Source organism: Dyadobacter chenhuakuii (assembly GCF_023821985.2).
In the GTDB taxonomy this organism is placed as follows: Bacteria; Bacteroidota; Bacteroidia; order Cytophagales; family Spirosomataceae; genus Dyadobacter; species Dyadobacter chenhuakuii.
The window spans coordinates 1,216,372-1,243,051 of the sequence record NZ_CP098805.1 but is presented as its reverse complement, the minus strand read 5'-3'; the positions used below and the strand labels follow the sequence as shown (position 1 = coordinate 1,243,051).

Annotated in this window: 20 protein-coding genes; 15 read left to right on the top strand and 5 right to left on the bottom strand. The window is 46.9% G+C overall.

The window, feature by feature from the left end:
* The first annotated feature begins 146 nt into the window (after window positions 1-146).
* The 6 genes from NFI80_RS05125 to NFI80_RS05100 all read left to right on the top strand — a co-directional run bounded on the left by NFI80_RS05125 (window position 147) and on the right by NFI80_RS05100 (window position 6,798).
* Window positions 147-1,448, top strand: coding sequence for an MFS transporter (locus tag NFI80_RS05125; RefSeq protein WP_233798081.1), 1,302 nt, complete (start codon window positions 147-149; stop codon window positions 1,446-1,448).
* 65 nt (window positions 1,449-1,513) lie between these two features.
* Window positions 1,514-3,832 (top strand): DUF7133 domain-containing protein, encoded by a 2,319-nt coding sequence (locus tag NFI80_RS05120; protein ID WP_235164664.1) that lies wholly within the window; start codon window positions 1,514-1,516, stop codon window positions 3,830-3,832.
* Window positions 3,833-3,911: 79 nt separating this feature from the next.
* Complete coding sequence (locus NFI80_RS05115) at window positions 3,912-5,102, top strand: THUMP domain-containing class I SAM-dependent RNA methyltransferase (RefSeq protein ID WP_235164665.1); 1,191 nt, start codon at window positions 3,912-3,914, stop codon at window positions 5,100-5,102.
* Between the two features lie 39 nt (window positions 5,103-5,141).
* Entirely contained in the window at window positions 5,142-5,318 is a 177-nt protein-coding gene (locus NFI80_RS05110; protein ID WP_235160749.1) for a hypothetical protein, read from the top strand.
* An 88-nt stretch (window positions 5,319-5,406) separates the two neighbouring features.
* Complete coding sequence (locus tag NFI80_RS05105) at window positions 5,407-6,132, top strand: DUF3891 family protein (protein ID WP_235164666.1); 726 nt, start codon at window positions 5,407-5,409, stop codon at window positions 6,130-6,132.
* 78 nt (window positions 6,133-6,210) lie between these two features.
* Entirely contained in the window at window positions 6,211-6,798 is a 588-nt protein-coding gene (locus tag NFI80_RS05100; RefSeq protein ID WP_235164667.1) for a hypothetical protein, read from the top strand.
* Here NFI80_RS05100 and treZ read toward each other — a convergent pair.
* On the bottom strand, window positions 6,779-8,614 hold the full coding sequence (gene treZ / locus NFI80_RS05095; protein WP_235164668.1) for a malto-oligosyltrehalose trehalohydrolase: 1,836 nt from the start codon (window positions 8,612-8,614) through the stop codon (window positions 6,779-6,781). The genes NFI80_RS05100 and treZ overlap by 20 nt on opposite strands.
* On the bottom strand, window positions 8,611-10,791 hold the full coding sequence (glgX, locus tag NFI80_RS05090; RefSeq protein ID WP_235164669.1) for a glycogen debranching protein GlgX: 2,181 nt from the start codon (window positions 10,789-10,791) through the stop codon (window positions 8,611-8,613). The genes treZ and glgX overlap by 4 nt, the downstream gene beginning before the upstream one ends.
* 193 nt (window positions 10,792-10,984) lie before the next feature.
* On the opposite strand from glgX, the gene NFI80_RS05085 reads away from it, so the two are divergent.
* The 7 genes from NFI80_RS05085 (at window position 10,985) to NFI80_RS05055 (ending at window position 18,976) form a co-directional block, all read left to right on the top strand.
* Window positions 10,985-11,218 (top strand): hypothetical protein, encoded by a 234-nt coding sequence (locus NFI80_RS05085; protein ID WP_235164670.1) that lies wholly within the window; start codon window positions 10,985-10,987, stop codon window positions 11,216-11,218.
* Between the two features lie 235 nt (window positions 11,219-11,453).
* Window positions 11,454-13,079 (top strand): hybrid sensor histidine kinase/response regulator, encoded by a 1,626-nt coding sequence (locus NFI80_RS05080; protein WP_235164671.1) that lies wholly within the window; start codon window positions 11,454-11,456, stop codon window positions 13,077-13,079.
* Window positions 13,063-16,665: a response regulator gene (locus NFI80_RS05075; protein WP_235164672.1), complete on the top strand. Its 3,603-nt coding sequence runs from the start codon at window positions 13,063-13,065 to the stop codon at window positions 16,663-16,665. Before NFI80_RS05080 ends, NFI80_RS05075 begins: the two co-directional genes overlap by 17 nt.
* 48 nt (window positions 16,666-16,713) lie before the next feature.
* Complete coding sequence (locus NFI80_RS05070; protein ID WP_233798071.1) at window positions 16,714-17,079, top strand: response regulator; 366 nt, start codon at window positions 16,714-16,716, stop codon at window positions 17,077-17,079.
* A gap of 5 nt (window positions 17,080-17,084) precedes the next feature.
* Window positions 17,085-17,894, top strand: a complete 810-nt coding sequence (locus NFI80_RS05065; protein ID WP_235160738.1) for a CheR family methyltransferase — start codon at window positions 17,085-17,087, stop codon at window positions 17,892-17,894.
* On the top strand, window positions 17,876-18,457 hold the full coding sequence (locus NFI80_RS05060; RefSeq protein WP_235164673.1) for a chemotaxis protein CheB: 582 nt from the start codon (window positions 17,876-17,878) through the stop codon (window positions 18,455-18,457). The genes NFI80_RS05065 and NFI80_RS05060 overlap by 19 nt, the downstream gene beginning before the upstream one ends.
* A 135-nt stretch (window positions 18,458-18,592) precedes the next feature.
* Window positions 18,593-18,976 carry a DUF983 domain-containing protein gene (locus NFI80_RS05055; RefSeq protein ID WP_026632884.1) on the top strand — a complete coding sequence of 128 codons (384 nt, stop codon included), beginning with the start codon at window positions 18,593-18,595 and terminating at the stop codon, window positions 18,974-18,976.
* Here NFI80_RS05055 and NFI80_RS05050 read toward each other — a convergent pair.
* Window positions 18,973-19,857 (bottom strand): AraC family transcriptional regulator, encoded by an 885-nt coding sequence (locus NFI80_RS05050; RefSeq protein WP_235164674.1) that lies wholly within the window; start codon window positions 19,855-19,857, stop codon window positions 18,973-18,975. The genes NFI80_RS05055 and NFI80_RS05050 overlap by 4 nt on opposite strands.
* Before the next feature lie 50 nt (window positions 19,858-19,907).
* Entirely contained in the window at window positions 19,908-21,122 is a 1,215-nt protein-coding gene (locus tag NFI80_RS05045; RefSeq protein ID WP_235164675.1) for a glycosyltransferase family 1 protein, read from the bottom strand.
* A 209-nt stretch (window positions 21,123-21,331) separates the two neighbouring features.
* Here NFI80_RS05045 and NFI80_RS05040 point away from each other — a divergent pair, with 209 nt between their 5' ends.
* Both NFI80_RS05040 and NFI80_RS05035 read left to right on the top strand, forming a co-directional pair.
* Entirely contained in the window at window positions 21,332-23,161 is a 1,830-nt protein-coding gene (locus NFI80_RS05040; RefSeq protein ID WP_235164676.1) for a cytochrome-c peroxidase, read from the top strand.
* Window positions 23,158-25,266: a metallophosphoesterase gene (locus tag NFI80_RS05035; protein WP_235164677.1), complete on the top strand. Its 2,109-nt coding sequence runs from the start codon at window positions 23,158-23,160 to the stop codon at window positions 25,264-25,266. Before NFI80_RS05040 ends, NFI80_RS05035 begins: the two co-directional genes overlap by 4 nt.
* On the opposite strand, the gene NFI80_RS05030 is transcribed toward NFI80_RS05035, so the two are convergent.
* Window positions 25,263-26,666, bottom strand: coding sequence for a pyridoxal phosphate-dependent decarboxylase family protein (locus tag NFI80_RS05030; protein WP_235164678.1), 1,404 nt, complete (start codon window positions 26,664-26,666; stop codon window positions 25,263-25,265). The two genes, NFI80_RS05035 and NFI80_RS05030, sit on opposite strands and share 4 nt — an antisense overlap.
* Window positions 26,667-26,680 lie beyond the last annotated feature (14 nt).

Genomic DNA, 26,680 nt, shown 5'->3' with positions numbered 1-26,680 from the left:
CTACAAGCCAGCTTGTTAGTGGCGGGAGTCTTTTTTATTGGCCGCCGCGCAATGATTTTAAGGGGTAGAATGATGAAAAAACAGTCTTCTTTTCGAACAAACAGTTTTTACATCCTGAATCCGAAAAAATCGATTTACCTCTCACTATGGAAAAATCCAAAATTGGCAATTACCGTTGGGTCATTTGTGCATTGTTATTCTTCGCCACCACAATCAATTACATCGACAGACAAATCCTGGGCTTACTGAAACCCACGCTCGAAGTGGAGTTCAACTGGACCGAAACTGACTATGCGAATATTGTCATGGTATTTGCCGGATGTTATGCCCTGGGTTATATCATTTTTGGAAATTTCATCGACCGGATCGGTTCGAAATTAGGATATTCTATTTCCATCATCATTTGGAGCATTGCTGCCATTGCGCACGCATTTGTCAAAAGCACATTCGGTTTTGGAGCGGTTAGGGCACTTTTAGGCCTTGGGGAAGCCGGTAACTTTCCGGCTGCTGTAAAAGCGACAGCCGAATGGTTTCCCAAGCGCGAACGCGCATTGGCAACCGGTATATTCAACTCCGGAACGAGCATCGGCGCCGTTGCAGCGCCCATAATGGTTCCCTGGTTACTCGGCGCTTACGGCTGGCAGGAAGCATTTCTAATTACAGGTGCGCTGGGTTTCGTGTGGCTGATATTCTGGTGGTTGTTCTACGAAATTCCTTCCAGACATAAGAAAATCAAAACGCCTGAATTTGAATACATTCACAGCGATAGCGAAGACATTGCTACACCGGATCAAAAACCGATCAAGTGGGCTAAGTTGGTCCAACTTCCCCAGACATGGGTTTTTATCAGCGGAAAATTGCTCACCGATCCCATCTGGTGGTTTTTCCTCTTCTGGCTTCCCTCCTATTTTGCTACCACGTTCGCACTGGATCTTAAAAAACCAAGCTTGCATTTGGCGGTCGTATATACGGCAACAACATTCGGCAGCATTGGCGGCGGTTATCTTTCGTCTTATCTGATCAAAAAAATGGGCTGGGCACCATTGCGGGCGCGGAAAACGACATTGCTGGTCGTTGCAATCGCTGTCTTACCGATCATTCTGGCACAATTTGCGACTGATATCTGGGTGGCCGTGGGCATTATCAGCATTGCAGCAGCAGCGCACCAGGCTTGGAGCGCAAATATTTTTACGATTGTATCCGACATTTTCCCAAAGCGCGCGGTAAGTTCCGTCGTAGGAATCGGCGGCATGGCCGGGTCCATTGGCTCCACGCTGTTTCCATTGCTGGTGGGTTCTTTACTGGACTATTATAAAGCAGCGGGGAACATTGGTGCGGGGTACAATATTTTATTCATTATATGCGGCCTGGCCTATCTGGTAGCATGGCTCATCATTCATTTCCTTACCAAAAATATGAAACCGGTTGAAGAAGCGTTAAGAGATTGATTGTTTGGTTCTTCCAACCTGCTATATTTAATTTCACCATTACTGCAAAGAGGTTATTCATTGAAATGAAAAAGTCCCGATTCTATATTCTTTTCCTGACAATTTCGGTCACATTGTTTTATTGTAAATCCAATAAGCAAACCGGCTCACAACAGGTCGTTTCCGAGAAAGTGGAAAAAGAAGTGCCTGCCAAGGCTGAGGTTTCAGCATTGGCACCATTTATTTCACCCGAAAAGACCATTGCAAAAATGCAGGTGGAAGATGGTTTTAAAGTAAAACTGATCGCCGCCGAGCCGCTCGTAAGTGCGCCCGTTGCCATGCAGTTCGACGACAAGGCCAGAATGTGGGTCGTGGAAATGACGGGTTATATGCCCGACACCATCGGTACAGGCGAAGATATTCCGAACGGGAACATTGTGATTCTGGACGACAAAAACAAAGACGGCGTGTATGACGACCGCACAGTAGTGATCGATTCCCTTGTTCTTCCACGCGCGATCTGTCTTATTGAGAATGGCATACTGGTTGCAGAACCAACCAGCCTCTGGTTTTATGAGATTAAAAATGATAAGGTCGGAAAAAGAACATTAGTCGATCCGAAATACACCGAAGGCGGTAATGTTGAGCACCAGCCTAACGGGCTTTTCCGGGCGCTGGACAACTGGATTTACAACGCCAAATCAGACAAGCGTTACCGCAAGCGCGGCAACAAATGGGAAATTGAACATACGCATTTCCGCGGCCAGTGGGGCATCAGCCAGGATAATTACGGACGCCTTTATTATAACAACAATTCGCAAAACCTGATCGGCGACTATTTTCCGGCAGGACTTGGTGCTTCCAACAAAAACCAGAAGAATGTGGCAGGTTACAATGAAAAATGGGTGGCCAATAACCGCGTTTTCCCATTGCATCCTACACCCGGCGTGAACCGCGGCTACATGAAAAATGTCCTTGACGACAGCCTGCGCCTGACCAACTTCACTGCAGCAGCAGCGCCAGTAGTTTACCGCGGCGACCTGTTTGGCGACAGCTACGCATTCAACGCGTTCGTTCCCGAACCATCGGCAAACCTCATTAAAAGGAATGTGCTCAGCGAAAACGGCTATGTTGTTAAAGGAGAACAGGCATACAAAAACAAAGAATTTCTCGCCAGCACAGATGAGCGTTTTCGCCCGGTAAGCCTGTACAATGGACCGGATGGCGCCATGTATATTCTGGACATGTATCGCGGCATCATCCAGCACAAAACTTATCTGACGCCCTATCTGAAAGACCAGATTGGCAAGCGAAGCCTTACACAGCCACTTTCCAGCGGACGTATTTATAAAATTGTCCCAAAAAACGCAAAGGCTAAACCGGTAATGATTCCCTCGGGCGCCGATGACCTTGTAAAATTGCTGGGCCATGCCAATGGCTGGGTAAGAGACCGCGCACAACAGAAGCTGATCGATGGGAAATATAATCAGACCGTTCCTGCCCTGCGTGCCGCTATTAAGCAGACAACAAATCCGCTGCTTGCTATTCATGCATTATGGACATTGGAAGGCCTTAACTCCCTGAAAACAGAGGAAGCTTTGGCATGGCTTAGACAGGCTGACTGGAAGTTCCGTATGCAAGGCCTTGCCGTTTCGCCAGCATTGATGACGCCCGGTTCCTATCAGCAATTTGCTTCGGCATTCAATACTATGGTGGACGCTAATGACACATTAGCAGCCCCTTACATTGCGCTTGCAGCAAAAACCATCCAACCATTCGATACAACCGCTGCCCGCGGACTGCTTACCAAGCTGGCTGCGAAATATCCAAACAACCGTTACGTCAGCGACGCCATTATCAGCAACTTACAGGATCAGGAAGAAAGTTTCCAATCCGAAATTTCCGCTTCCCTATCCAATCCCGACTTTCTGTTGAACAAGCAATTGCAACGGGTTATCAGCACAGTCCAGAGCGCGCGCGGCAACCGGAATCCCGACATGCTGAAAAAGGAATTTCCCAAAGGCGAAGCATTGTTCACATCCATTTGCCAGACATGCCACGGCGCAGATGGCGCTGGGATCAAGTCGCTCGCTCCGCCATTGAACCAGTCGGAATGGGTTACGGGGAATAAGGACAAGCTCATTTCCATCATTCTTTATGGCTTAACCGGTCCTGTTAAAGTAAATGGCCGCGTGTACCAAACGCCCGAGGTAAGCGGCGATATGCCCGGCATTGGCTACGACAAGGATATGCCTAGCGAAGACATTGCCCAGCTGCTGAGTTTTATCAGAAAATCATGGCGTAATGATGCGGACAAAATCACTACTGAGGAAGTTGAAAAAACGCGCCAGAAGTTAACCGGGCGTGAAAAAGCATTTACAGAAAGTGAGCTGAACGGAATATAGGCGGTTAAGACAGAAAGCACTAAGTTTGTTCTTTTAAAATAAAACAAAAGAGCTGACCGCCGAAAGCTCAAATTCACGCATGTCATATTTCACAACACCTTCCCGCGTTATTATCACTTGTCATAAACGCCTTGCGCCCTATCTGGAACAAGAGGTTAAGGACCTTGGATTTGATATCGAGGAAGCATTTGTTACCGGATTACGGATCAAAGCATCTATCAATGAGTGCATTAAGCTAAACCTTAATCTCTATTGCGCAAGCCAGGTTTTGTATAGTCTGGGTTCATTCACAGCGCACCATCCCGATGACGTTTACCGGTTTCTGCTGCAAATGCCCTGGGAGGATATCATTGCCGGCGAAGGATATTTTTCCGTTACCAGCAATGTTCAGAACCCGACCATCAATAACAGCATGTTTGCAAACCTGCGTGTTAAGGATGCCATCGTAGACCGTTTCCGCGATAAAAAAGGCACGCGGCCAACCACAGGTTCGGACCTGATAGGCACAGTGATCCACTTATTTTGGAAAAATGATTCTGCTGAAATTTTTATAGACACATCGGGCGATTCGCTTGCGCGGCATAGTTACCGGAAAATTCCGGGCAGGGCGCCCATGCTCGAAGCGCTGGCCTCCGCCACAATTCTTGCCAGCCGCTGGGACCGAAATTCGACATTCATTAATCCAATGTGCGGGTCGGGAACATTGGCCATTGAAGCTGCTTTGATCGCTACTAACAGCCGCCCGGGCCTGTTCAGGGATAACTTCGCATTTATGCACGTGCTTGGCTACGACCAGGAAATATATTACGCTGAGCAAGACAAGCTGGAACAGCAGATCAGGGAACTGCCCGGCTTACGAATTATTGCAACAGATTACAGCAATGTGGCCATTGCCAATGCAAAGAAGAATGCCATCGCAGCCGGCGTAGCCGAACTCATAGAATTTGAATGCTGCGACTTTGCCGATACAGAAGTGCCGAAAGAAAATAAAGGTGTATTTTTTATCAATCCCGAGTACGGCGACCGGCTGGGCGAAATAGCAGAGCTGGAAGAAACATATGCGCGGATTGGCGATTTTATGAAACAAAAGTGTGGCGGATATTTCGGATATGTATTTACCGGAAACCTGGACCTTGCAAAAAAAATCGGATTGAAAGCCAAGCGCAGAATTGAGTTCTATACCAGCACAATAGACTGTCGCTTACTGGAATACGAACTTTATGAAGGAACTCGAAGAGAATTTAACAAGGAGCCCGCACCGCTGGCATAATTTTTAAAATGTAGTGTGCATAACCAAATAAAGATTGTCATGAAACAGTCACAAAATTCGGGATCGATGCAACAAACGCAGAGCAACCGCAAGCCTGACAATAAAGACAATATCGACAGCAGGCATAAGGAAGAGGAAATGGTTAAAGGAGACCACATTACAAATAATCACAAAGAGCAACATAGCAATTCAAAACAGCAAAAACAGCAGCAATAGCCGTTGTGAAAATGCAGTTTTGTGAAGGTAGGCCAGGATTCGTTCCTGGCCTTTTTTGCAATATATCAATTCAAATTTCACTAACAATATGATTGTTAATTATCAGGAAAATGGCTGGCAGATCATCTCACAGCGCGCGCACGGGCTGCTTTCCGGGCAAATCTGCTTTCACTGGAAACAGGACCTAAGGCCGGAAAGGTGGCTGGAAACGATCATTGCCACAACGGAGCATGACGACGCATTCAACGAATTTGTGAACGATAACACGCTCCTGAACGAGAATGGCGGGCCTGTGAACTTCAAGATGCGGAAATTTGATGAGGACAAATGTGAAGAGCTCCTGCAACTGGCGTTATCCAAAAGCAGATTCATCGCATTGCTCACATCGCAGCATTTGCAGTTTTTATACGAAAAAGAAAGCGACAAAAAGATCATCGCATATTGTGCCAAACTCAAAAAGTGGGATCAAAAATGGCTTAACGAAGCGCAGCTGGATGAGAAAGAGATCAAAACGGCTTATGCTATCCTCGAATGGTGCGATGCATTTTCCTTGTTGCTATGCCAAAATCTTGTCCCGCCCGAAGGCCGCAAAATAGAGATCAGCGCCGGGCCGGATCAGCAGAACTATGAGCTCTGGTCACCGGCCGAAAACGAACTCAGCGTTACTCCGTGGCCTTTTGATGTGGATAGTTTTCAGATTAATTTTGAATCAAAAACAATGACACAACTGCAATTCAGCAATGTGGAAGAGTTTCGGGAGAAATTGAAAGACGCGCCGCTCACATTCCATACTTACATGATTGCAAAACACTGATCACACACTTTGGATTTTATTCAATTTTAAGCTCAACCATTCGTTCATTAGCTGATTATCGGTTAAACTTTGCCGGTAATGCAGCACATTGTTATGAGAACATTCCTTTTTTGTGCCATTCTGCTGGTTGCCACCATATCCTGCGACTGGATTGGCAACACGCCTAGCTTCGGTGATGATTTTATCACTTACACCATTAAAGCCGGTGACCATGAGGTCGAGAAAAATGCTAATACGCCCTTCACAGCCAGCTCAATGCGTTTTCAGGTCGTTTTCGACAGCTCCTGCATTTATCAGACAGCCATTCCCGAAAACCAGTTTGACATCAATAAGCTCTATGGATTTTCTGATTGCAGCTCCCAACATCAAAACAACAGTGCAAGATTCGGCTGGAACTGGTTGGAGGGCAACATACACATCTATGCATATACCTACGCAAATGGCATCCGGGAAGTAAAAGACCTGGGCACTGCCGAACTGAACGAGACCAACAGCTTCAAAATAGCTTTGGAGGATAATGCTTACATATTTTCTTACCATGGGGTGGATACAAAAATGCCACGCCACTGTTCAGGCGGCGTGGGCATTGCTTATAAGCTCCTTCCCTATTTTGGCGGCGACGAAGTGGCGCCGCATGAGATGAAGATTAAAATACGGAATCTGTAAAAATAGCAAAGCTCTCCGGCGGCAGCATAATCAGTCGGTCAGCCGGCGGGTCGGTAACATTCCCCAATCCATTCCAAACTTGGTCCGAGGACGCGATCAGTTTCTTCCAGCCGCTTCCCTGCTCTGGTAACCACATTTCGCGTACCGTTTTAGAGAAATTCAGGACAGCGACAATCTGCTGTTCCGAAGTCCAGCGACGCAGGGTAATCGTTTCATTTACCGTGTTGGGCTCAACCTCCAATGCTTCGCGATCATTGCTGGTTAATGCCGGCTGTGATTTTCTCAGACGGATCAGCTCTTTGTAAAACTGCAACATCGTCTTATGCTGACCTTCTTCCGGCAGTGACCATTGGAGTTTGGAGTTATTGAAAGTTTCCTCAGACATCGGGTCCGGAGCTTCGCCATCCAAATGGAATGCTGCGAACTCCCGCTTCCTGCCTTTTCTGACAGCTTCCGCTAGTTCAGGATCGGTATGGCTCACAAAATACTGAAATGGATTGCTCTCGCTGTATTCTTCGCCCATGAAAAGCATCGGCAAATAAGGGCTCACAAAAACAGCACCGGCCAGCAATTTCTGCATTTCAAACGAGACAAGCTGACTTGTACGCTCACCCAGCATCCGGTTTCCTACATGATCGTGATTTTGAGAAAAAACCACAAATTGCTCTCCGGAATGTCCGTCCGCCTTCACACCGAACTTACGCTTGCGATGTTCAGAAAACCCTCCGTCATATACGTAGGCATCTTTATACGACTTAGCCAGGGATGTTATAGGCTCAAAATCAGAGTAGTAACCGCTTCGCTGCTGGCCTGAGGAAACGCGCAATGCATGGTGAAATTCATCTATCCACTGTCCGTCCATGCCGTAACCGCCATTTGCGATCGGCTTAATGTAACGTGTGTCATTCAGGTCCATCTCCACGATTAGGTAATGACTTTTCCCAGTCTGCTGAGCCAGCTCATCGACATGCGTCCTCATTTCCTGCAAGATATGCACGGGACTCATGTCCTTTATGGCATGAACCGCATCCATCCGCAACGCATCGATGTGGAAATCCCGGAACCACATCAGCACATTTTCGACAAAATATTCCCGGACGCCATCGCACCAGGGAGAGTCAAAATTGAGCGCGTCGCCCCAGGGTGTGTTGTATTTATCCGTAAAATAAGGGCCGTACTGCGGCAGCACATTGCCTTCCGGGCCGATGTGATTGTAAACGACATCCAAGATAACCGCGATTCCCTTCTTGTGACAGGCGTTTACAAGATGCTGTAACGCCTCCGGCCCGCCGTAAGAATCCTGGACACAATAAGGAAGAACCCCATCATAGCCCCAGTTACGCGCGCCCGCAAATTGCGAAACAGGCATAATTTCAATCGCATTAATACCGAGTTCAACCAGATAATCCAGCTTGCTTTCCATTGCTGCAAATGTGCCTTCCTCTGTAAAAGTCCCGGTATGGAGCTCATAGATAATGTAATCTTTCAGCGCCAGTTGCGGGAGGTCCTTATCGGTCCATTTGAAATTACGAACGTCGTAGGCAGCGGAAGGTCCGTGAACGCCCTGAGGCTGCCATAGGGATGCGGGATCCGGCTGTGGCTTATCTTTTACTACAAACTGGTATAGATCGCCCGGTTTCAGCGCATCGGTCCTCAGCAGCCAGTAACCCATTTCCTGCTTTTTTAGCGGACGCTGCTCCTGTGTGTTTTCCAGCAGCAATGCAATTTCTTCTAATTCGGGAGCCCATACGACCACCTGCGCCTCACCGAATTCGTTGAACCGTACACCCGGTATCAATTTTTCGTTATCTATCATATTTTCTGTTGTTCCAATGCATGTTTAAATACAATGATCGAACTGCTGTCCACCGTCACCGACGCATCTGGTCCGAACAGTTCGCCTTCTTCGTTCACTGTGCCTTCACTCGTATCAATTACTTTTCGCCATTCCGTCCCGTATTTTTTTGGAGGCAGCATGTATTCAACGGGTTCATAATGCGCATTGAAGATCATATAAAAGCTATCATCATAAATCGGTTCGCCCTTTTTATTCACGTGACGGATCCCCTTACCATTCAGGAAAACGGCCAGTGATTTGGCGTAGTCGTGGTTCCAGTTTTCTTCCGGCATCTCGCTTCCATCAGGCAGGAACCATGCAATATCCTCCAATCCTTTTCCCTTAATCGGTAAGCCCCGGAACCAGTCCCGTCTTCTGAACGAACGGTGCGCTTTACTGAAAGCAATCAGCTTTTGCGAGAATGTCAATAATTCGGTATCCGCCTTGTCCCAGTTGAGCCAGGATATCTCATTGTCCTGGCAGTAAGCATTGTTATTCCCGCCCTGCGTCCTGCCCCACTCGTCCCCGGCGACCAGCATAGGAACACCTTGTGATAAAAACAGGGTTGTCAGGAAATTACGTTTTTGTTTATTTCTCAATGCATTAACCTCCGGGTCATCCGATGGTCCTTCAACCCCGCAGTTCCATGAGCGGTTATGATCGTCTCCATCATTGTTATTTTCACCATTGGCAAAATTACGTTTATCATTATACGATACGAGGTCGTTCAATGTAAAGCCATCGTGTGCGGTGATGAAGTTAATGCTCGCCGTAGGCCTGCGGTATTCTCCTTTGTATAAATCCGAACTTCCTGTAAAGCGCTCTGCGAATTCGGCGAGCATACTATCGGCACCACGCCAGTAATCGCGCATACAATCGCGGTATTGCCCGTTCCACTCGGCCCATCCGATCGGAAACTTCCCTACCTGATAGCCATTGAAACCAATATCCCAGGGCTCGGCGATAAGTTTCACCTGCGAAATGATAGGATCCTGGTGAATAATATCGAAGAATGCGCTCAACCTGTCCACTTCATGCAACTCTCTGGCAAGCGTAGAAGCAAGGTCGAACCGGAAACCATCCACATGCATTTCGGTGATCCAGTAACGCAGGCTGTCCATGATCAGGCGCAGCACGCTCGGAAGCCGGGCATTCAGGGTGTTACCGGTTCCCGTGTAATCCATATAGTAACGACCTTCCATAAGCCGGTAATAAGACATATTGTCAATGCCCCTGAATGATAAAGTCGGCCCCATATGGTTACCTTCTCCTGTATGGTTATAAACCACATCCAGGATCACTTCAATGCCCGCCTTATGCAATTCCTTCACCATATTTTTGAACTCAACAACCTGCTCGCCCAGCGTTCCTGCACTGCTGTAACGCACGTCCGGCGCGAAGAAACCAATGGAATTATAACCCCAATAGTTGGTCAGTTCGCGCTCTTTCAAATGCCGGTCGGCAATAAAATGGTGAACCGGCATCAGCTCAACTGCGTTTACGCCGAGTTCTTTGAGATATTTAATGGTGGCCGGATGCCCCATAGCAGCATACGTTCCCCGTATTTCCTCAGGAATCTGCTCGTTCAACACCGTAAACCCTTTTACGTGCGTTTCGTAAATGATCGTATCATGATAAGGAATCTCGGGTGGCTGTACGCCCTCCCAGTCAAAACCCGAATCGATCACCACCGATTTAGGAATGTAAGGAGCGCTATCCAGCTCGCTGAAACTGAGATCTTCATTTTCATCACCAATCACATAGCCGAAAAGCGCATCATGCCATTGGATTGTCCCGGAAATGGACTTTGCATAAGGATCGATAAGAAGTTTATTGGGATTAAATCTGAACCCTGCTGTGGGGACGAAAGGCCCGTGGACACGGTAACCATATAATTGACCAGGCTTTAAACCAGGCACATACACATGCCACACATGATGCGACGCTTCCTGAATTTCAATCTTGATATGCTCCCGTTCACTTTCCTGGCTTTCGAACAGGCAAAGCTCAACACCAGTGGCATTCTCGGAATATAATGCGAAATTAACTCCTTCACCGTCATACGTTGCGCCCAATGGATAGGGTTCTCCGGGGTACACTATGACGTCACTATGTTCTGATTTCTTGACAACGGTATTATTGGATACTTTTTTCATTTTTAAAATTTTTGTTACAAATTCTCCTTCTTGCTCATGCGGAAAAAGCCGCCTGAACATATATTACACAGACCATTCTCGCCGGAATTTTTGTTTGAGAACACAATTTGCTATAAAATTATGCCAGTACGGCACCGATGGATTCGGGAAAATATTCCACAAGGGCTCTTATTTGACACATAACAACAAGGAGATGGACAAAAACATGCAGCCGGAAATGCTGGCATTTCTGCATAAAGTAAGCGAAATGAATGAGGATACGGTTTACGACTCTTCCGAGGAATATCTGGTACAAGCCATTGTCAAAATGGTCGACGAAAAGGGATATACTTCGATTTCAGAAGATTTTAATACACCCTTCATTCATCCCATGATTACCATTCAAAAGTGGTCGGAAGAACTTAAAGAAATTGTGCGTGAAGGCTAGGTCATAACATTGCGCGAATTCAACAAAAAGTGCCTTTTGATGCAAATTTGGTATGATTTTTATGTTAAATATATAATATCGATTACCTTACATTGAATTTTTTGACTTGTTGCTATCACTCTATCTTAACTAATTGAATTACAGCGTATACACATGCAGGTTTAATTTAAGGATACTAGATCACTTCACAGCTGACATTAGCAAGGATTTGAATGGATAGTTTTTTACCCATATTATGATTCTGATTGTCGACGACAGGCCCGAAAATATACTTCCACTTAAAAAAATCCTGGAACTGCACGATTTCAAAACGGATAGTGCAGAGTCAGGAGAAGAGGCGTTAAAAAAAATACTGAAAAACAGCTATTCTGTGATCATTATGGACGTCCAGATGCCCGGCATGGACGGCTTTGAGGTTGCCGAGGCAATTTCGGGTTTCGGGAAAGCTAAGGATACACCCATCATTTTCCTTTCTGCTGTTAACAAAGAGAAGAAATTTATTACCAAAGGTTATTCCTCCGGTGGTATTGATTATCTTACCAAGCCCGTGGATGCGGACATTTTGCTGCTTAAAGTAAAGACTTTCTACAAACTTTATGAACAGCAGCAGGAGCTGAAAGCAATTCAGCACTCACTTCAATATGAAATTGAAATAAGAAAAAAAGCCCAGGAAGAACTCGCCGGGAGAATGGAGGAGTTGCGGGTTATACTTGAATCGCTTCCGCAGATCGCATTCACCATTGGTGTGGATGGAAAAATAGAATTTGTAAATGAACACTGGTTTCAGGTTTCAGCGGATGCAAACGTATTTCCCGAATCGCATCCCGAGGACAACCTGTATGAGCGCTGGGAAACATCATTCAGGAACGGACAGGAATTTACCGGCGAAGCAAGGTTAAGACATTTAGAAACGCAGGAATACAAATATTTTCTGATCAAAATCATCCCGATTCTTCAAAACGGGATAACCATCCGCTGGGTAGGCACATTTACAGACATTCACCAGCAAAAAATGGCGAATGAGCTGCTTGAACACAAAGTAGAAGTCCGGACGAAGGAGCTGCTTGACAAAAATTCGGAACTCGAAACGACCAATCACGAGCTGCAACAATTTGCCTGGGTTGTTTCACATGACTTGAAAGAGCCATTGCGTAAAATACAGACTTTCAGCCATTTGGTAAAAGATAAGTATCTGAATGAAAATGCGGAGGCCGTTTCTTATCTCAACCGGTCCATCAGCTCGTCGGCCAGAATGTCCCGCCTGATCAGTGACCTGCTTGATTATTCCAGGCTTTCGGTTAAAGCCCACTTCCAGCCTACGGACCTCAATTCCTTACTGGACGATTTGCTTTCCGACTTCGACGAGATCATCCTGAACAAGCAAGCAGAGATAAGGATCAGCAAGCTGCCCATCATCGATACCATACCGAGCCAGATTCGGCAGGTTTTCCAAAACCTGATCAGTAATGCGCTCAAATTTTCCAAAGAAGGAATTCCGCCGGTCATAAACGTGACATCCACGATCATTGCCGACAAGCACGTGGACGCAGCTGAGCACTATGAAGGGCAATATTGTAAAATCGTGATCGAAGATAACGGCATCGGCTTCGACGAGAAATTTCTGGACAGGATATTCGTCATTTTCCAGCGGCTCAACAATATGAACAGCTATGAAGGGACGGGTATCGGGCTGGCGATTGCCAAAAAAATTATGGACAAGCACAATGGCGTCATCTCAGCAAGAAGTGCGGAGAACCGCGGCGCCCAATTTATTCTCATACTGCCCCTCGTCCAGGAGCAGGCACTAAACGAAATCAAAACTGAAAAATCAGCTATAAGCGCAGATGAAAAAAACCTCTAACTCGATAATTCAGCAATTACAAATTGTATTCTCCTTTTCCATTCTGCTGCTTATATTCAGCCTTTTGGCCTCCTATTACAGCACTCAGAAGCTTATCAATAATTCAGAACTGGTTAACCACACCAACCAGGTCCTCATAGAAGCCGAATCCATTATCTCTTTCGTTAAGGATGCGGAAACGGGCCAGCGAGGATATCTGATCACCTCAGACGCAACATTCCTGGACCCTTATAATGATGCGTATGCAAAAACAACCAACAGCTACAACAACCTTAGCGAGCTAACCGCCGACAACCCGGCGCAACAAAAAAACCTGCGGGAAATAAAAGCATTGTATGAAGCCAAATTCGGGCAAATGCAATACATTATTGACCAGACACGCCGGAATAGCAACTTTGCAGATGATCAGAGCGGTCGGCTGCGCGAAATGGTCAAAGGAAAAAAGATCATGGACGACCTGCGGCTGACCACAGAGCGCATTAAATCCGAAGAAAATAAAATTCTCCAGACCCGACTGGAACAACAGCAGATCTACATTCAATACACGCCTATCCTGCTCGTTGTGGCCGCATTGATCTCGATCCTGATCACGGTGTTTGCATACATGCGCATCAAGAACGATATGGACAAGAGACTTGCTCAGCAGCTTTTGGAAGAAGAAAAATACAGAACCACAGAACGCAGGATCAACCGGATCGAACAGATTACAAGGCAGGTTTCGGAAGGAGATTATGCTGTAAGATCTCAGGATGAAAGTGATGATGACATTGGCCGCATCTCAGCAGCGCTGAATAAAATGACCGCTTCCCTCGAACAGACATTCAATGATCTTAACACCAGGAACTGGATGCAAACCGGAATGGTGGAGATCAGCGATGCGATCCGCGGCGAGCGAATTTTGAAAAAACTGGCGGCGAACCTCATCGAAACCATTACGCGTTATTCCAAAGCACACCTCGGAACTATCTATATCCAGGATAACGACTGGAATTTCAAATTAGCAAGCAGTTATGCCACGGAGAATGCGCCGGAAACCATCACTCCCGGATCAGGGCTCGCCGGGCAGGTGATCCATAGTAAGAAGCCAATCGTGGTATATGATGTACCCGAAAATTACCTGAAAGTAACGTCAACGCTCGGCGAAACCAAGCCAGCTGCGCTTGCGATCCTGCCGCTTATTTACGCCTATGAATGCATTGGGGTGATAGAATTGGCCTTTCTTTCGAAACCGGACAAGCTTGAAATCCAGTTTTTGGAAGGCAGTTTGGAATCCATTGCTACGGGCGTCAACTCAGCATTGGATTACCTGAGATTGCAGAACTTCCTGGAAGAGACACAGGCCCAGTCCGAGGAATTGCAAACGCAGCATAATGAGCTGGAAAATCTGAATGCCGAGCTCGAAGCACAGTCGCAGAAATTGCAGGCATCCGAAGAAGAGCTGCGCGTGCAGCAGGAAGAACTGCAACAAACCAACGAAGAACTGGAAGAACGCAGCGGACTGCTGGAAGAAAAAAATGCAGAGATACAAAAGAAGGCCGAGGAACTGGAATTGACGACACGCTATAAGTCCGAATTCCTGGCCAATATGTCCCATGAGCTGCGCACACCGCTAAACTCTATTTTACTACTGAGCCGGTTATTGTCCGAAAATGACGAGAAAAACCTGAGCACTGAACAAGTGGAATACGCAACTGTGATCCAATCTTCCGGAAACGGATTGCTCGGGCTGATCGACGAGATCCTGGACCTTTCTAAAATTGAGGCTGGCAAAATGGAGCTGGACTATGTTAATGTTACGGTAAAGGAAATTGTGGACGATCTGAAAGGTTTGTTCGCCCCGGTTGCGCGGGAAAAAGGACTTGATTTCGTGGTTGACATTGAAAACGGTGTTCCCCTGGTGATCGAAACGGATAAGATGCGTTTGGAACAAATACTTAAAAATTTGATTTCCAATGCATTGAAATTCACTTCACAGGGTTCTGTCCGCATTGATATCAAGCGCAAATCCGGCTCGGAGAATATGCTCAGCTTTGCGGTAACAGATACGGGCATAGGCGTGGCGCCGGAGAAGCAACTGCACATCTTCGAAGCATTCCAGCAAGCCGACGGTTCTACAAAAAGAAAGTACGGCGGAACCGGACTGGGGCTGTCCATCAGTCGTGAGCTTGTTAAACTGCTGGGTGGTGAGATTGAACTATCAAGCAAATTAAATGAAGGCAGCGTTTTCACCCTCTCCATTCCTGTTGCAAAAGCTTTTGCCGGAAACAGCAGCGAGCCAAAAACGTATTTCCTGAACCACAGCGAAGAAGCATTAAAGACGAAGCCGGAAGGAAACGATGCACGTTTCATCAGCACGGTAATCCCGGCCAGCATTGCCGACGACCGCGACAACATTCAGGCCACCGACAAAACAATCTTGATCGTGGAAGATGACACCATGTTTGCCAAGTCGCTGCTCGATTATACCCGGAAGCAAGGCTATAAAGGAATCGTGGCCGTTCGCGGAGATGAGGGGCTGGAACTGGCACAAACCTTCAAACCGATGGGTATTTTGCTCGACATTCAGCTTCCTATCCTGAGCGGCTGGGAGGTCATGGACGAATTGAAATCCAAGCCGGAAACAAGGCACATCCCGGTGCACATTATGTCATCGCACCGCATGAAAAATGAAAGCCTGCTGAAAGGCGCCGTGGACTTCATTGACAAGCCGGTTGCCTTCGAGAAGATGGAAGAGATCTTTAAAAAGATTGAGTTTGTAGTCAGTAAGCGGAGCAAGAAAGTGCTTATCGTGGAAGATAATTCCATGCATGCGAAAGCGCTTGCTTATTATTTGTCCTCTTTCAACATTAATTCCCAACTGAAAAGCGACATTGACGAAGGGTTGCAGGCTTTGCAAAACAATGAGGTCGACTGCGTGATCCTGGATATGGGCATACCCGACAAGAAAGCTTACGAAATGCTGGAAATGGCGAAAATGAATCCAAGCTTCGAACATATCCCGATTATAGTTTTTACGGGAAAAAGCCTTTCGATGACCGAAGAGCTGCGTATCAAGCAATATGCGGATTCCATCGTGGTGAAGACTGCCCACTCCTACCAGCGGATGCTGGACGAAGTTTCGCTTTTCCTGCATGTGGTTGAAGAGAGTAAAAAAGCTCCGCAAAAAGCTTCGGACAGGCAGAAACTGGGCGGCCTCAGTGAAATCCTGCAAGGTAAAACGGTGCTTATTGCCGACGACGATGTGCGGAATATCTTCTCGCTTTCCAAATCTTTGGAAAACTATAAAATGAATGTGTTAACCGCACTTGACGGAAAAGAAGCATTGCAGCGGCTGGAAGAAAACCCGGACGTGGACGTGGTGCTGCTGGACATGATGATGCCGCAGATGGATGGCTATGAAACCGCCAGACGTATCCGGGAGAATTACCAGTGGCGCAACCTGCCGGTGATTGCCGTAACAGCCAAAGCAATGACAGGTGACCGCGAAAAATGCATTAATGCCGGCGCGTCCGACTACATTACCAAGCCTGTGGACATTGACCAGCTGATGTCACTGCTGCGCGTGTGGCTGTATGAAAAATCCTGAACCTGGAAAATGGCGTAAGATCCGGATCCAAAGAAAATGACCTTCCATATGAATAAGAAAAAAGTGCTGATTATCGATGATGATTCCAGGAACATATTCGCCCTGAAAGCCACATTGAAATCCAAATCCTACGATTGCATTTCCTGCACGGGCGCTGCCGAGGCATTAGAATTGCTTAGGACAAATGAACCTGTCGATGCGATCCTGATTGATATGATGATGCCCGAAATGGATGGTTATGAAGCTATCCCATTGATTAAGAACATAGAAAGCAGAAGAAATACGCCTGTGTACGCAGTGACCGCGCAAGCCATGGTAGGCGACCGCGAGAAATGCCTCAAAGCTGGTGCGGACGATTATATCTCCAAACCGATCAACGTCGACAGATTATTGCAGGTTTTAAAAGACATTTAGACGAAATGATTGAGGACGAGGAAGTTGAGATACTGCTGACAGACTTATTGGACATCTATGGCTACGACTTTACGAGCTATTCCAGGGCGTCCCTGAAAAGACGCATTGTGCGGCTTGTCTCAATTGACAAATTTCCGAGTTTCGCCGAATTTCGATACAAGGTCAGGACGGATGAAAACTACCTGAAAAGGTTTGTTGAAGAAATTACGGTGAATGTGACCGAGATGTTTCGCGACCCCACTTTCTACAAGTCGTTACGGGAAGACATTTTGCCGGTTCTGGGCACGAAGCCCTTCATAAGAGTGTGGCATGCAGGCTGTTCCACTGGTGAGGAAGTATTTTCAATGGCTATTTTGCTGAAAGAAGCCGGACTGTTGCGGAAATCGCTGCTATATGCGACCGATCTTAATCCCAGCGTGCTGGAAAAAGTGCGGAAAGGGATTTTCCCAATGCACCAGATGAAGCAATATTCGGAAAGTTACATTGAATCGGGCGGCCTGAAAGACTTTTCGGAATATTACACAGCCAATTACGGACAGGCGAAATTCGACAAAGAACTGTCTGAAAAAATCATTATTTCCACGCATAACCTGGTCTCCGACAGCTCTTTTAATGAGTTTGACCTGATATTATGCCGGAATGTGCTCATTTACTTTGACAAAGACCTGCAAGACAGGGTTTTGAAGCTCTTCGATGCCAGCCTGGGAACACTGGGTTATCTCGCATTGGGAACAAAGGAAACATTAAAATTTTCGGTGATACAAAACAAGTATAAGCAGCTTAACCGGGAAAAAATATGGAAGAAAGTGATGTAAAAAAACCTGTTAAGGCGCTGCTGATCGGAGGATCTGCCGGAAGCTTGCAGGTGCTCTTCCATCTGCTTCCGTTGTTGAACAAAACCCTTCCGTTCGCCATCATTGTGGTGCTCCACCGCCGCCATTCGGCAGACTCATCACTTTCTGAGTTGCTATCTACAAAAACTGCATTGCGTACCCATGAAGTAGACGACAAAGACGTGATCCTGCCAGGGCATATATACCTCGCGCCGGCGGATTACCATCTGCTGATCGAAAAGGGTGAGACTTTTTCACTGGACTATTCAGAAAAGGTCAATTTCAGTCGGCCCAGCATAGACGTTACATTTGAATCTGCGGCGGAAGTATATGGTTCTTCACTGGCTGCATTGTTACTGTCGGGTGCTAATGAGGATGGGACAAAAGGTCTCTTAGCTGTGAAGAAAACAGGGGGAATTACCCTCGTTCAAAACCCGGAAACAGCCCAGATGCCGTACATGCCGAACTATGCCTTGGCGCACGCCGTAATTGACCACGTGTGCGACATTGCACAAATGGCACATTTCATTAACACCTTGCACTGAGGTCGGCCGGGGTGTCCGGAAAAATTGGCACGGGTTTTATAGGCGATCGTTGATCTGTACCACAAAACATACCATCAGTCTTTCTTTCTGAGCTGATTTCTCGCGTAATTTGTGTTAATCCAAAACTTCAACACCATGGCAAAGCCAAATAAACTATATAGCGTCCTTTTCAATAAATGTCCTAGATGCGGTGTGGGCGATTTTTTTATTTCCAAAAGCGCCTATAACCTTAAAAACTTTGACAAAATGAATAAGCACTGCCCGCATTGTGGCGAAAACCTGGTTCCCGAGCCCGGCTTTTACCAGGGTGCGCTGTACATGAGCTACTCTTTTTACGTAGCCTTTATGGTGATCTATTTCCTGATCTTCGTCAACTTTTTCGAGGAGTATCTGGACTACTTTTTAATGTCGATCATTCCCGTATTGATCATCCTGACGCCCTATTTTTACCGGTTGGCGCGGCGTTCGTGGCTGGCTTTATTTATCAAGCCAGCGAATCAGGAAACCGTTAAGCGCTAAGGTTTAACGGAGTGGTTGGCAGACTCAGCCCGGAATGCTTCCGGGGTCATACCGGTTTCTTTTTTAAAAAAGCGGGAAAAATAAGAGTTGTCATTAAAATTAAGCTTGTAGGCAATCTCGGACACTGTAAAATCCAGATTGATCAATAATCGCTTCGCTTCCAGCGCAATGCGGTTCCGGATGACCGCCCCTGCTTGCAGGCTTAAATGTTCCTTGCTCAGCGCATTCAGGTGATTGGGCGTAACATGCAGCATTTCAGCATATTCACCCGGCTGCCTGATCTTGATGAAGTTTTTCTCAACAAGTTTTTGAAAGTTTTTGATCAAAGGATTCTGCTGGTTTTTGACCTCTTGCTTTTTCTCTTGCGCCTGGCCCTGTTCGAGCAGAAGGAAAATGTGCAGCAGTAAAACCCTGATGATATCTTCCCGGAATTTGGCCTTCTTTACCTGCAACAACAGGTCTTCAAATAGTCCCACAACATTCTTCTGAATATCATACGGAACGGTGATGACGCTATTGTTGCTGTCCCCGTCAAAAAACGAAAAAGATTCCAGATAATCAGGTTTTAGCAGGAACGAACGGAAAAAAGCCTCGGAAAAATTCACGACAAATCCTTCCATTTCGCCCTCAAAATGCCAGGAATGCACCTGACCCGGTGTCATGAAATAGATCTGTAACGGGTTTACTTCAAAGTGGTTGAAATCAATGGTATAAAAGCCCCCGCCCTTCGTAAAGAGGACCAGATGGTAAAAGCCATGCCGGTGCGGGAACACCAGGTTCTGGTGCTCTGCCAGGTAATCCTCAAACCGGCTGATCATTACATCATTCTCCTTATACTCAGATAGCGGGCCAATGTCAAGCCGCGGGAAAGTTGTCTGCATGCAAAAATAGATCGGACATTATCTTCCCGGCAATTTAACAATATAGTCTCTCACTGCCGACCAATCTTAACAACTTTCCTGTCCTGGTGAACGGATGACATATTATCGATCATATCGGCGCAGGTAAGATCCCAGGAGATTGTGCTCAAAAACTTGTCAACATTTCCTAGCCATTCCTTTTTATCCTGCATAGCAATCCAGTACGCAATCGCTTCCACGAACTCCTTGCTATTGTTACCAATAGACACCAGGTTTTTGGTTCCATATGGATTTACGACATCGCGGATGGGTGTGGATACAACCGGCTTTCCGGCGCACAGATATTCAGGTGTTTTTGTCGGGCTGATGAACTTCGTGGATTCGTTCAGCATGAATGGCACCAATGCGACGTCCCATCCGGATAGATAAGCGGGTAACTGCTCATAAGATCTCGCTCCCAGATAATGAATGTTAGCCTGACGCGGCAATGTAGCCGGGTCAATTTTCACTACGGGACCGATGAGGATAATGTTCCAGTCGGGCCGTTCTGCGGCGATGTCGCGAATGAGATCAATGTCAAAACGCTCGTCGATCACGCCATAGAAACCAATCTTTTTTCCTTTAATTTTCGCCTGATCGGCTGGCTCATAGTTTCGTTTTCTTGCCTGTCCGAAATGCTTTTTATCAATGCTGCTCGGGAACGGATAAATGTTTGCGTGCTGATGGCGTTTGGATTCAAACAGAGAATGACCTCCCGTGAAAACAACATCTGCCCGCGTCATCAGTTCCTTTTCCAGGCTTTTCAAGGATTCAGGCGCAAACTTGAATGCCGAAAGCTCGTCCATGCAATCGTATACGGTAAGCCCCGGAGACAGATGCGATGAAAATTCAAGCGCCATGGGTGTGTAATACCAGAAGATGAATTCGTCAAGCTTTTTATTGATGAAAAATACCCGGATCAGTTCCCGCAGCTGCGCGTTCACCTCGTCCTTGGTAAGACCGTCGGCCAGGTGCGGCACGCAGACCCAGAGTTCCGGAAGGCGCTGGGAAAAAGTTAGATATGGAACATCGGTTTTACCGAATATCGGCTCTTCCAAAAAGTAAACCGCAGCAATGTCTGAAAACCGCGTGAGCAAATGCTGTGGACGTTGGTAAACAAAATCCCATCTGAGATGAGAAAAGCAAAGCAGGTTCCTGGGGAGCGAATCCTGCTCCTCATCTCCCGCCAGGGTCAGGTGCTGCAACTGTTTTGCGGAAAAATCGTTGCTGATTGGGGTATCGATCATTATACAAATGTGAATGTTGATGAATGTGCGATCCGCTTTCTTTTTCTGTAAAAATCCAGATACTAAAACGAACCAGAATGTGCCCGTAACATAAATTACTATGCCAGAAGCTTTGCTGGAAAATCGCCCGGTCATAAAGCGGAACGTGTTCAACTATACGCAATACAGCCCGGGATAGCGGGAAAAACTGATTTTTTCTGTAATATTATATGAGCAAACTGAACCCGTTGCCGATGCCCAAAACCTTTACCCTCCTGCTTCTTGCGTCCCTTCTGATACTTGCTTTCAACCGAAGAACAGCGTCTGGTAAAATAGGTGTGGAGCAAAGCATTGCGCGGTTCAGGGTCGATTCCAAATCTTATGCATCAAGCCTGGCAGATCTCAAACAAGCTGTTGAGGATATGGTCCCCGGTGCGCCTGAAACAATTGCCAATGTCAAGACTAAATTGATATACAGCAGGTTGGCTTACAAACGGATCGAATATTTTCTCGAACATTTTTTCTACACTTCATCCCGGATTTACAACCGCGCACCCAAAAACGAAATTGAAGAACCCCATCTGGAATACATGGAACCGGCCGGTATGCAGTATATGGAGGCTATTTTATTTGACAGCATTACAACCGATTCCAAGAAAGAATTGCTGGTTCAGGCGGCGTTGCTGACCAATGCAGCGAATGACCTGCACGCATTACTATATAAATTTGAAACTACTGACAAGCAATTGCTTGCCGCCGTCCGGCTTGAACTAATCCGCATTATCGCACTCGGCATAACAGGTTTTGACGCACCCCAGTTGAAGAGCGGCATATGGGAATCTGCGTCTGCCATGGAAACAATTTCCCTCACATTGAAACCTTACCTGGACCACAGCAAGCAGGACAGCGTGAGGCATTATCTTGAAAGTTCGGTCCGCTTCCTCCGCGTTAATGAAGAATTCGATTCATTTGACCGGCTAAAATTCCTAACCGGGAATGCGCTGCCGCTCCAAAAGCATTTGAACCTGATGATCCGCGAAATGGGCCTGGACACGGCAGCGCCGGGGATGTTACGCTATGATGCGCCGCATATGTTGAGCCCCGGGGCGTTGCAACCGGCCGCTTCGGTGCGAGATGAAGGTTTATCTTCAAAGCGGGCTGCGCTTGGGAAAAAGCTGTTTTTTGAAACACGGCTGTCCGGCAACAGTTCCAAAAGCTGCGCATCCTGTCACAATCCTGCCAACTATTTTACAGATGGCCTTCCAAAAAGCATGGGCATTAAGGCGCATGCAGTCGTAAAAAGAAATGCCCCTTCACTATTTTATGCAGCAGCGCAGCATAACCAGTTCTGGGACGGACGCGCGAAAACACTGGAAGCGCAAATTGAAGCCGTAATGCGCGATTCTTCCGAAATGAATGCGAGTCCGGCGGGGAGCATGCGAATGTTGCTCAAAGACAAGTCGTACAAACTTGTGTTTAAAAAGGCTTTTCCAAACACAAGCAAAAAGAAGCAGGATGAGCAGCAGATTTTTTCAGCACTGGCGGAATTTATCAAAACATTAAATCCCTATGCATCTGATTTTGACCAATATATAGCAGGAAACCGGCAAGCCATGACCGACTCCCAGATCAGCGGATTCAATTTGTTTATGGGTAAGGCCCAATGCGGGACCTGCCACTTCGCGCCGCTGTTCAATGGCCTTATCCCACCATTCTACGCACTGACAGAATTCGAAATCATCGGCACAACAGCCACAGACGATTTTTTGAAGCCGAAAAAAGACCCGGATAATGGTCGCATGGATATCCGCGCGACTCCTTATTACGAAGCCGCATTTAAAACACCGACGGTCAGGAACGCTGCGGTAACCGGCCCCTACATGCACAATGGGGCATTTACATCGCTCGAAAAAGTAATTGATTTTTACGACCAAGGCGGCGGCGCAGGGCTCGGGCTGGACATTCCCAAGCAAACACTTTCAAAGCTTCCGCTCAATCTCACAGATCAGGAGAAACAAGACATTATCGCTTTTATGCATGCCCTAACCGACAAAATATGAAGAAATATTTACTCCTCATTGTACTCATTTACATAGTGCCATGTGTGCAGGCGCAGACCGCGTTGCTGCGTGGACCTTACCTGCAATCGGCCACGTCCACCAGCATGGTCATACGCTGGCGCACGGACATAGCGACCACGAGTACGGTTCGCTATGGCACCTCATATGCTGCATTGACCATGCTGGTTAACCTTGCCGCAAAAGAAACGGAGCACGAAGTAAAATTGTCGGAACTGGATCCGGCCACTCGCTATTATTATGCGATTGGTTCTGGGACCGAGACCCTCGAAGGCGGTGAAGACAACTATTTCGAAACTGCGCCAGAACCAGGTACAAAAGGAAAATACAGATTCGGGGTGCTGGGCGACTGCGGGACAAATTCAGCCACGCAGGACATGGTGCGTGAAAGGATTTCCAGTTATCTGGGGCAAAATTACATGAACGCGCTGCTGCTGCTCGGCGATAATGCATACGCTTTTGGAAAAGATGCCGAGTATCAATCCAATTTTTTTAATCATTACAAAAGCAACTTCCTGAAAAAGAACCCGGTTTTCCCCACTCCGGGAAACCACGATTACAACAACGACAATTCGGACCGCCAGAAGGATCATAATGTTCCCTATTACGACATTTTCACATTGCCCACACAAGGTGAAGCAGGCGGTGTAGCATCCGAAACGGAGGCTTTCTATTCCTACGATTACGGCAATGTGCATTTTCTGTCCCTCGATTCTTATGGAAAAGAAGACCAGGCGACGCGCTTGTATGACACACTCGGCAGGCAGGTCCAGTGGATTAAAAAGGACCTGGCGGCTAATCAGAACAAGGATTGGATCGTTGCATACTGGCATCACCCACCCTATTCCCAGGGCTCGCGCAATTCGGAAACCGAACTTGATATGATTAAAATCCGTGAAAATTTCATCGGCATCCTGGAAAGGAACGGCGTTGATCTTATCCTTTGCGGACATAGCCACGTATACGAGCGCTCGCGGCTTATGGAGGGACATTATGACAAAGCGGACACATTCGATCCGGCAAAACATAACGTCAGCAATTCCTCTGGCCGATACGACGGGTCACAAGAATCTTGTCCTTATTTAAAGAAATCGGGGATCAATAAGGGCACCGTATATGTGGTTTCGGGCTCGGCCGGACAGCTGGGATCGAAGGCCGCCGGTTTTCCCCACAAAGCCATGTATTATTCGGATGCAGAACGCTCGGGCGGCATGGTGCTGGAAGTGGAAGGAAACCGCCTCGACGCCAAGTGGATAGGCGTTGACGGAATAATTTATGACCAATTCACTATTGAGAAAGATGTAAACAATGAGACGACCATTGAAGTTGATGCCGGCGAAAGCATCGAATTAAAATCTTCTTTCATAGGCGAATACGTTTGGAACAACGGTGCCAAAACATCCTCCATAACCGTTACTCCGGATAAGACAACGGATTATAGTGTAAAGGATGCCCAGAATTGCATTACTGATGTATTTCATGTTAAAGTAACGCTTGCCGACCCCGTTAAGCTCATTAGTTTTTCACGCGAAGCGGACGCTGCGAACGTGGTTACCCTGTCCTGGGCGACCGAGTTTGAAAATGCGTTTTCACATTTTCTGATCGAGCGAGCACAGGATGATCTCAAATGGGCGGAAGTAGGCCGCGTGGCCGGCGGGCCTACTTCTACCACCATCAAGAATTATATTTTCAAAGACGAGCAAAGCCCAAAACTTGATCTGAACCAGTCGATTTATTACAGCCTTAAAATGGTGGCGCTCGATGGCCGGATTTCCTATTCACGCATTACGAGCATTCGTTTGCAAGAGATCATTCTTGCTGTAAATCCCAATGCAAAACCGTTCGACATAGAAGTGATTCCTAACCCTTCCTCGGCTCGGCAAATGCAGGTCAAGCTTTCCGAAAGAGCTTCATTGAAAGCCGAAATGCAATTGATGGACGTTTCCGGAAGGATCCTGGTTGAGAAAACAATTACCCTAACAGAATCGCCCGCGCCCTTCTTGCCGGATAATGTTGCTGCCGGGACCTATTTATTGAAGGTCACCGTGAATGGCCGGAGCGTTGTTCGCAAGCTGGCAGTTTACTAGTCTGGTTGTAGCAGAGAATGATAAGCTGCTTCCATTTCTTTGACTGCTATGGCAATGTCGGCGGAAGTGGTCCGGTAATTAACAAATGCTGCACGTACTGCGCTCTTGCCATCTAACATTGTCGGGGTCATAAAGACCTTACCATTCTGGTTCAGTTTTTCCAGGAAACCAGCCACCTCATTCGATTTTTTCAGGCGGAAACTGACCACATTAAGCCTTACGGGCGCTGCCAGCTCGAAAAGTTCGCTTCCTATAATGTAATTACCCAGCTCATTTGCGCGAGCAATGCTGTTTTCCACGATCCACTGAAATCCGTCCCGTCCGTAAGCCGTCAGCGAAAACCATGCGGGTAAAGCACGGAACCGGCGCGAGTTTTCGGGCAAACGATTCAGGTAAGAAAAATTCTCGAAAGTGTCTCCCAAATACGGTGCATTACTATTCTGGAAAGTCTCCACCTGCAATCGATCATGTTCTTTTCGCACAAGGATCACGGCACTGTCGTAAGGCACATTCATCCATTTGTGACAATCAATGGTAATGCTATCGGCCTGCTCCCAGCCTTTGAGCAAATGATTGTGCGCAGGAGAACAAGCCACGAAACCGCCAAAAGCAGCATCAATGTGCAGCCAGAAATCGTACTTTTTCTTCAATGCTACAATCGCATTAATGTCGTCAAAGTCGACGGTGTTAACGGTTCCGGCGCTGCAATTCAGGATGACCGGTTTTCCTTTATTCTCATTTAATTTCGCTTCCAGATCCGAAATGTCCATCGCCTCCCGGCCCGACAGTGCATTGACCTTCACCAGATTATTGCTGCCAAATCCCAGCATAGCAATCGATTTGATCACCGAAGAATGCGGCGTTGCGGCCATTACAACAAGGCCAGACGACATTCCTTCTTTGGAGATATCAATCCCCAATTTCTTACCAGCCCACTGCCTGCCCACAGCAAGGCCCGTGAAATTGGACATGGTCGCACCCGTGACAAAACCGCCGTTGAAATCCTCAGGCAAGTTGAACAGCTGGCATAACAAACGGATCGTTTGCTTTTCCACAATCGCAGAAACATCGCCTGTTCCGCTCGTGCTCTGTGTGTTTTGATCAAAAACAGATGTGAGCCAGTCACCCGCAATGGCAGCTGGGGTTGCACCTCCGGTAACGAAGCCCCAAAATCTCGGCCCCGAACTTGCTACCATCAGTTTCTGATATTTTTCTTTGAACCGTTCCAGGCTTTTCTCAACGCCTAACCCATTTATTCCCAAGGTGTCGGCATCGGCTTGCTGATCTTTAATATAGGTAGGAAGGTCATTGAGTTGCGTGAGAAAGTCCAGACTTCTATTCTTCACATTTTCCAAAATCTCTTCCAGATGCAACAGATCATTTTCTAATTGAATGTTCATTTTAGTCGTTATTA

What these genes read in the sequence shown, in the direction of transcription:
- NFI80_RS05105 (WP_235164666.1), top strand. Translation starts at nt 5,407, where the DNA reads ATGATTGTTAATTATCAGGAAAATGGCTGGCAGATCATCTCACAGCGC.
- NFI80_RS05040 (WP_235164676.1), top strand. Translation starts at nt 21,332, where the DNA reads ATGAGCAAACTGAACCCGTTGCCGATGCCCAAAACCTTTACCCTCCTG.
- NFI80_RS05115 (WP_235164665.1), top strand. Translation starts at nt 3,912, where the DNA reads ATGTCATATTTCACAACACCTTCCCGCGTTATTATCACTTGTCATAAA.
- glgX (WP_235164669.1), bottom strand. Translation starts at nt 10,791, where the DNA reads ATGAAAAAAGTATCCAATAATACCGTTGTCAAGAAATCAGAACATAGT.
- NFI80_RS05125 (WP_233798081.1), top strand. Translation starts at nt 147, where the DNA reads ATGGAAAAATCCAAAATTGGCAATTACCGTTGGGTCATTTGTGCATTG.
- NFI80_RS05060 (WP_235164673.1), top strand. Translation starts at nt 17,876, where the DNA reads ATGGAAGAAAGTGATGTAAAAAAACCTGTTAAGGCGCTGCTGATCGGA.
- NFI80_RS05070 (WP_233798071.1), top strand. Translation starts at nt 16,714, where the DNA reads ATGAATAAGAAAAAAGTGCTGATTATCGATGATGATTCCAGGAACATA.
- NFI80_RS05120 (WP_235164664.1), top strand. Translation starts at nt 1,514, where the DNA reads ATGAAAAAGTCCCGATTCTATATTCTTTTCCTGACAATTTCGGTCACA.
- NFI80_RS05110 (WP_235160749.1), top strand. Translation starts at nt 5,142, where the DNA reads ATGAAACAGTCACAAAATTCGGGATCGATGCAACAAACGCAGAGCAAC.
- NFI80_RS05055 (WP_026632884.1), top strand. Translation starts at nt 18,593, where the DNA reads ATGGCAAAGCCAAATAAACTATATAGCGTCCTTTTCAATAAATGTCCT.
- NFI80_RS05100 (WP_235164667.1), top strand. Translation starts at nt 6,211, where the DNA reads ATGCAGCACATTGTTATGAGAACATTCCTTTTTTGTGCCATTCTGCTG.
- NFI80_RS05075 (WP_235164672.1), top strand. Translation starts at nt 13,063, where the DNA reads ATGAAAAAAACCTCTAACTCGATAATTCAGCAATTACAAATTGTATTC.
- NFI80_RS05065 (WP_235160738.1), top strand. Translation starts at nt 17,085, where the DNA reads ATGATTGAGGACGAGGAAGTTGAGATACTGCTGACAGACTTATTGGAC.
- NFI80_RS05080 (WP_235164671.1), top strand. Translation starts at nt 11,454, where the DNA reads ATGATTCTGATTGTCGACGACAGGCCCGAAAATATACTTCCACTTAAA.
- treZ (WP_235164668.1), bottom strand. Translation starts at nt 8,614, where the DNA reads ATGATAGATAACGAAAAATTGATACCGGGTGTACGGTTCAACGAATTC.
- NFI80_RS05030 (WP_235164678.1), bottom strand. Translation starts at nt 26,666, where the DNA reads ATGAACATTCAATTAGAAAATGATCTGTTGCATCTGGAAGAGATTTTG.
- NFI80_RS05035 (WP_235164677.1), top strand. Translation starts at nt 23,158, where the DNA reads ATGAAGAAATATTTACTCCTCATTGTACTCATTTACATAGTGCCATGT.
- NFI80_RS05085 (WP_235164670.1), top strand. Translation starts at nt 10,985, where the DNA reads ATGGACAAAAACATGCAGCCGGAAATGCTGGCATTTCTGCATAAAGTA.
- NFI80_RS05045 (WP_235164675.1), bottom strand. Translation starts at nt 21,122, where the DNA reads ATGATCGATACCCCAATCAGCAACGATTTTTCCGCAAAACAGTTGCAG.
- NFI80_RS05050 (WP_235164674.1), bottom strand. Translation starts at nt 19,857, where the DNA reads ATGCAGACAACTTTCCCGCGGCTTGACATTGGCCCGCTATCTGAGTAT.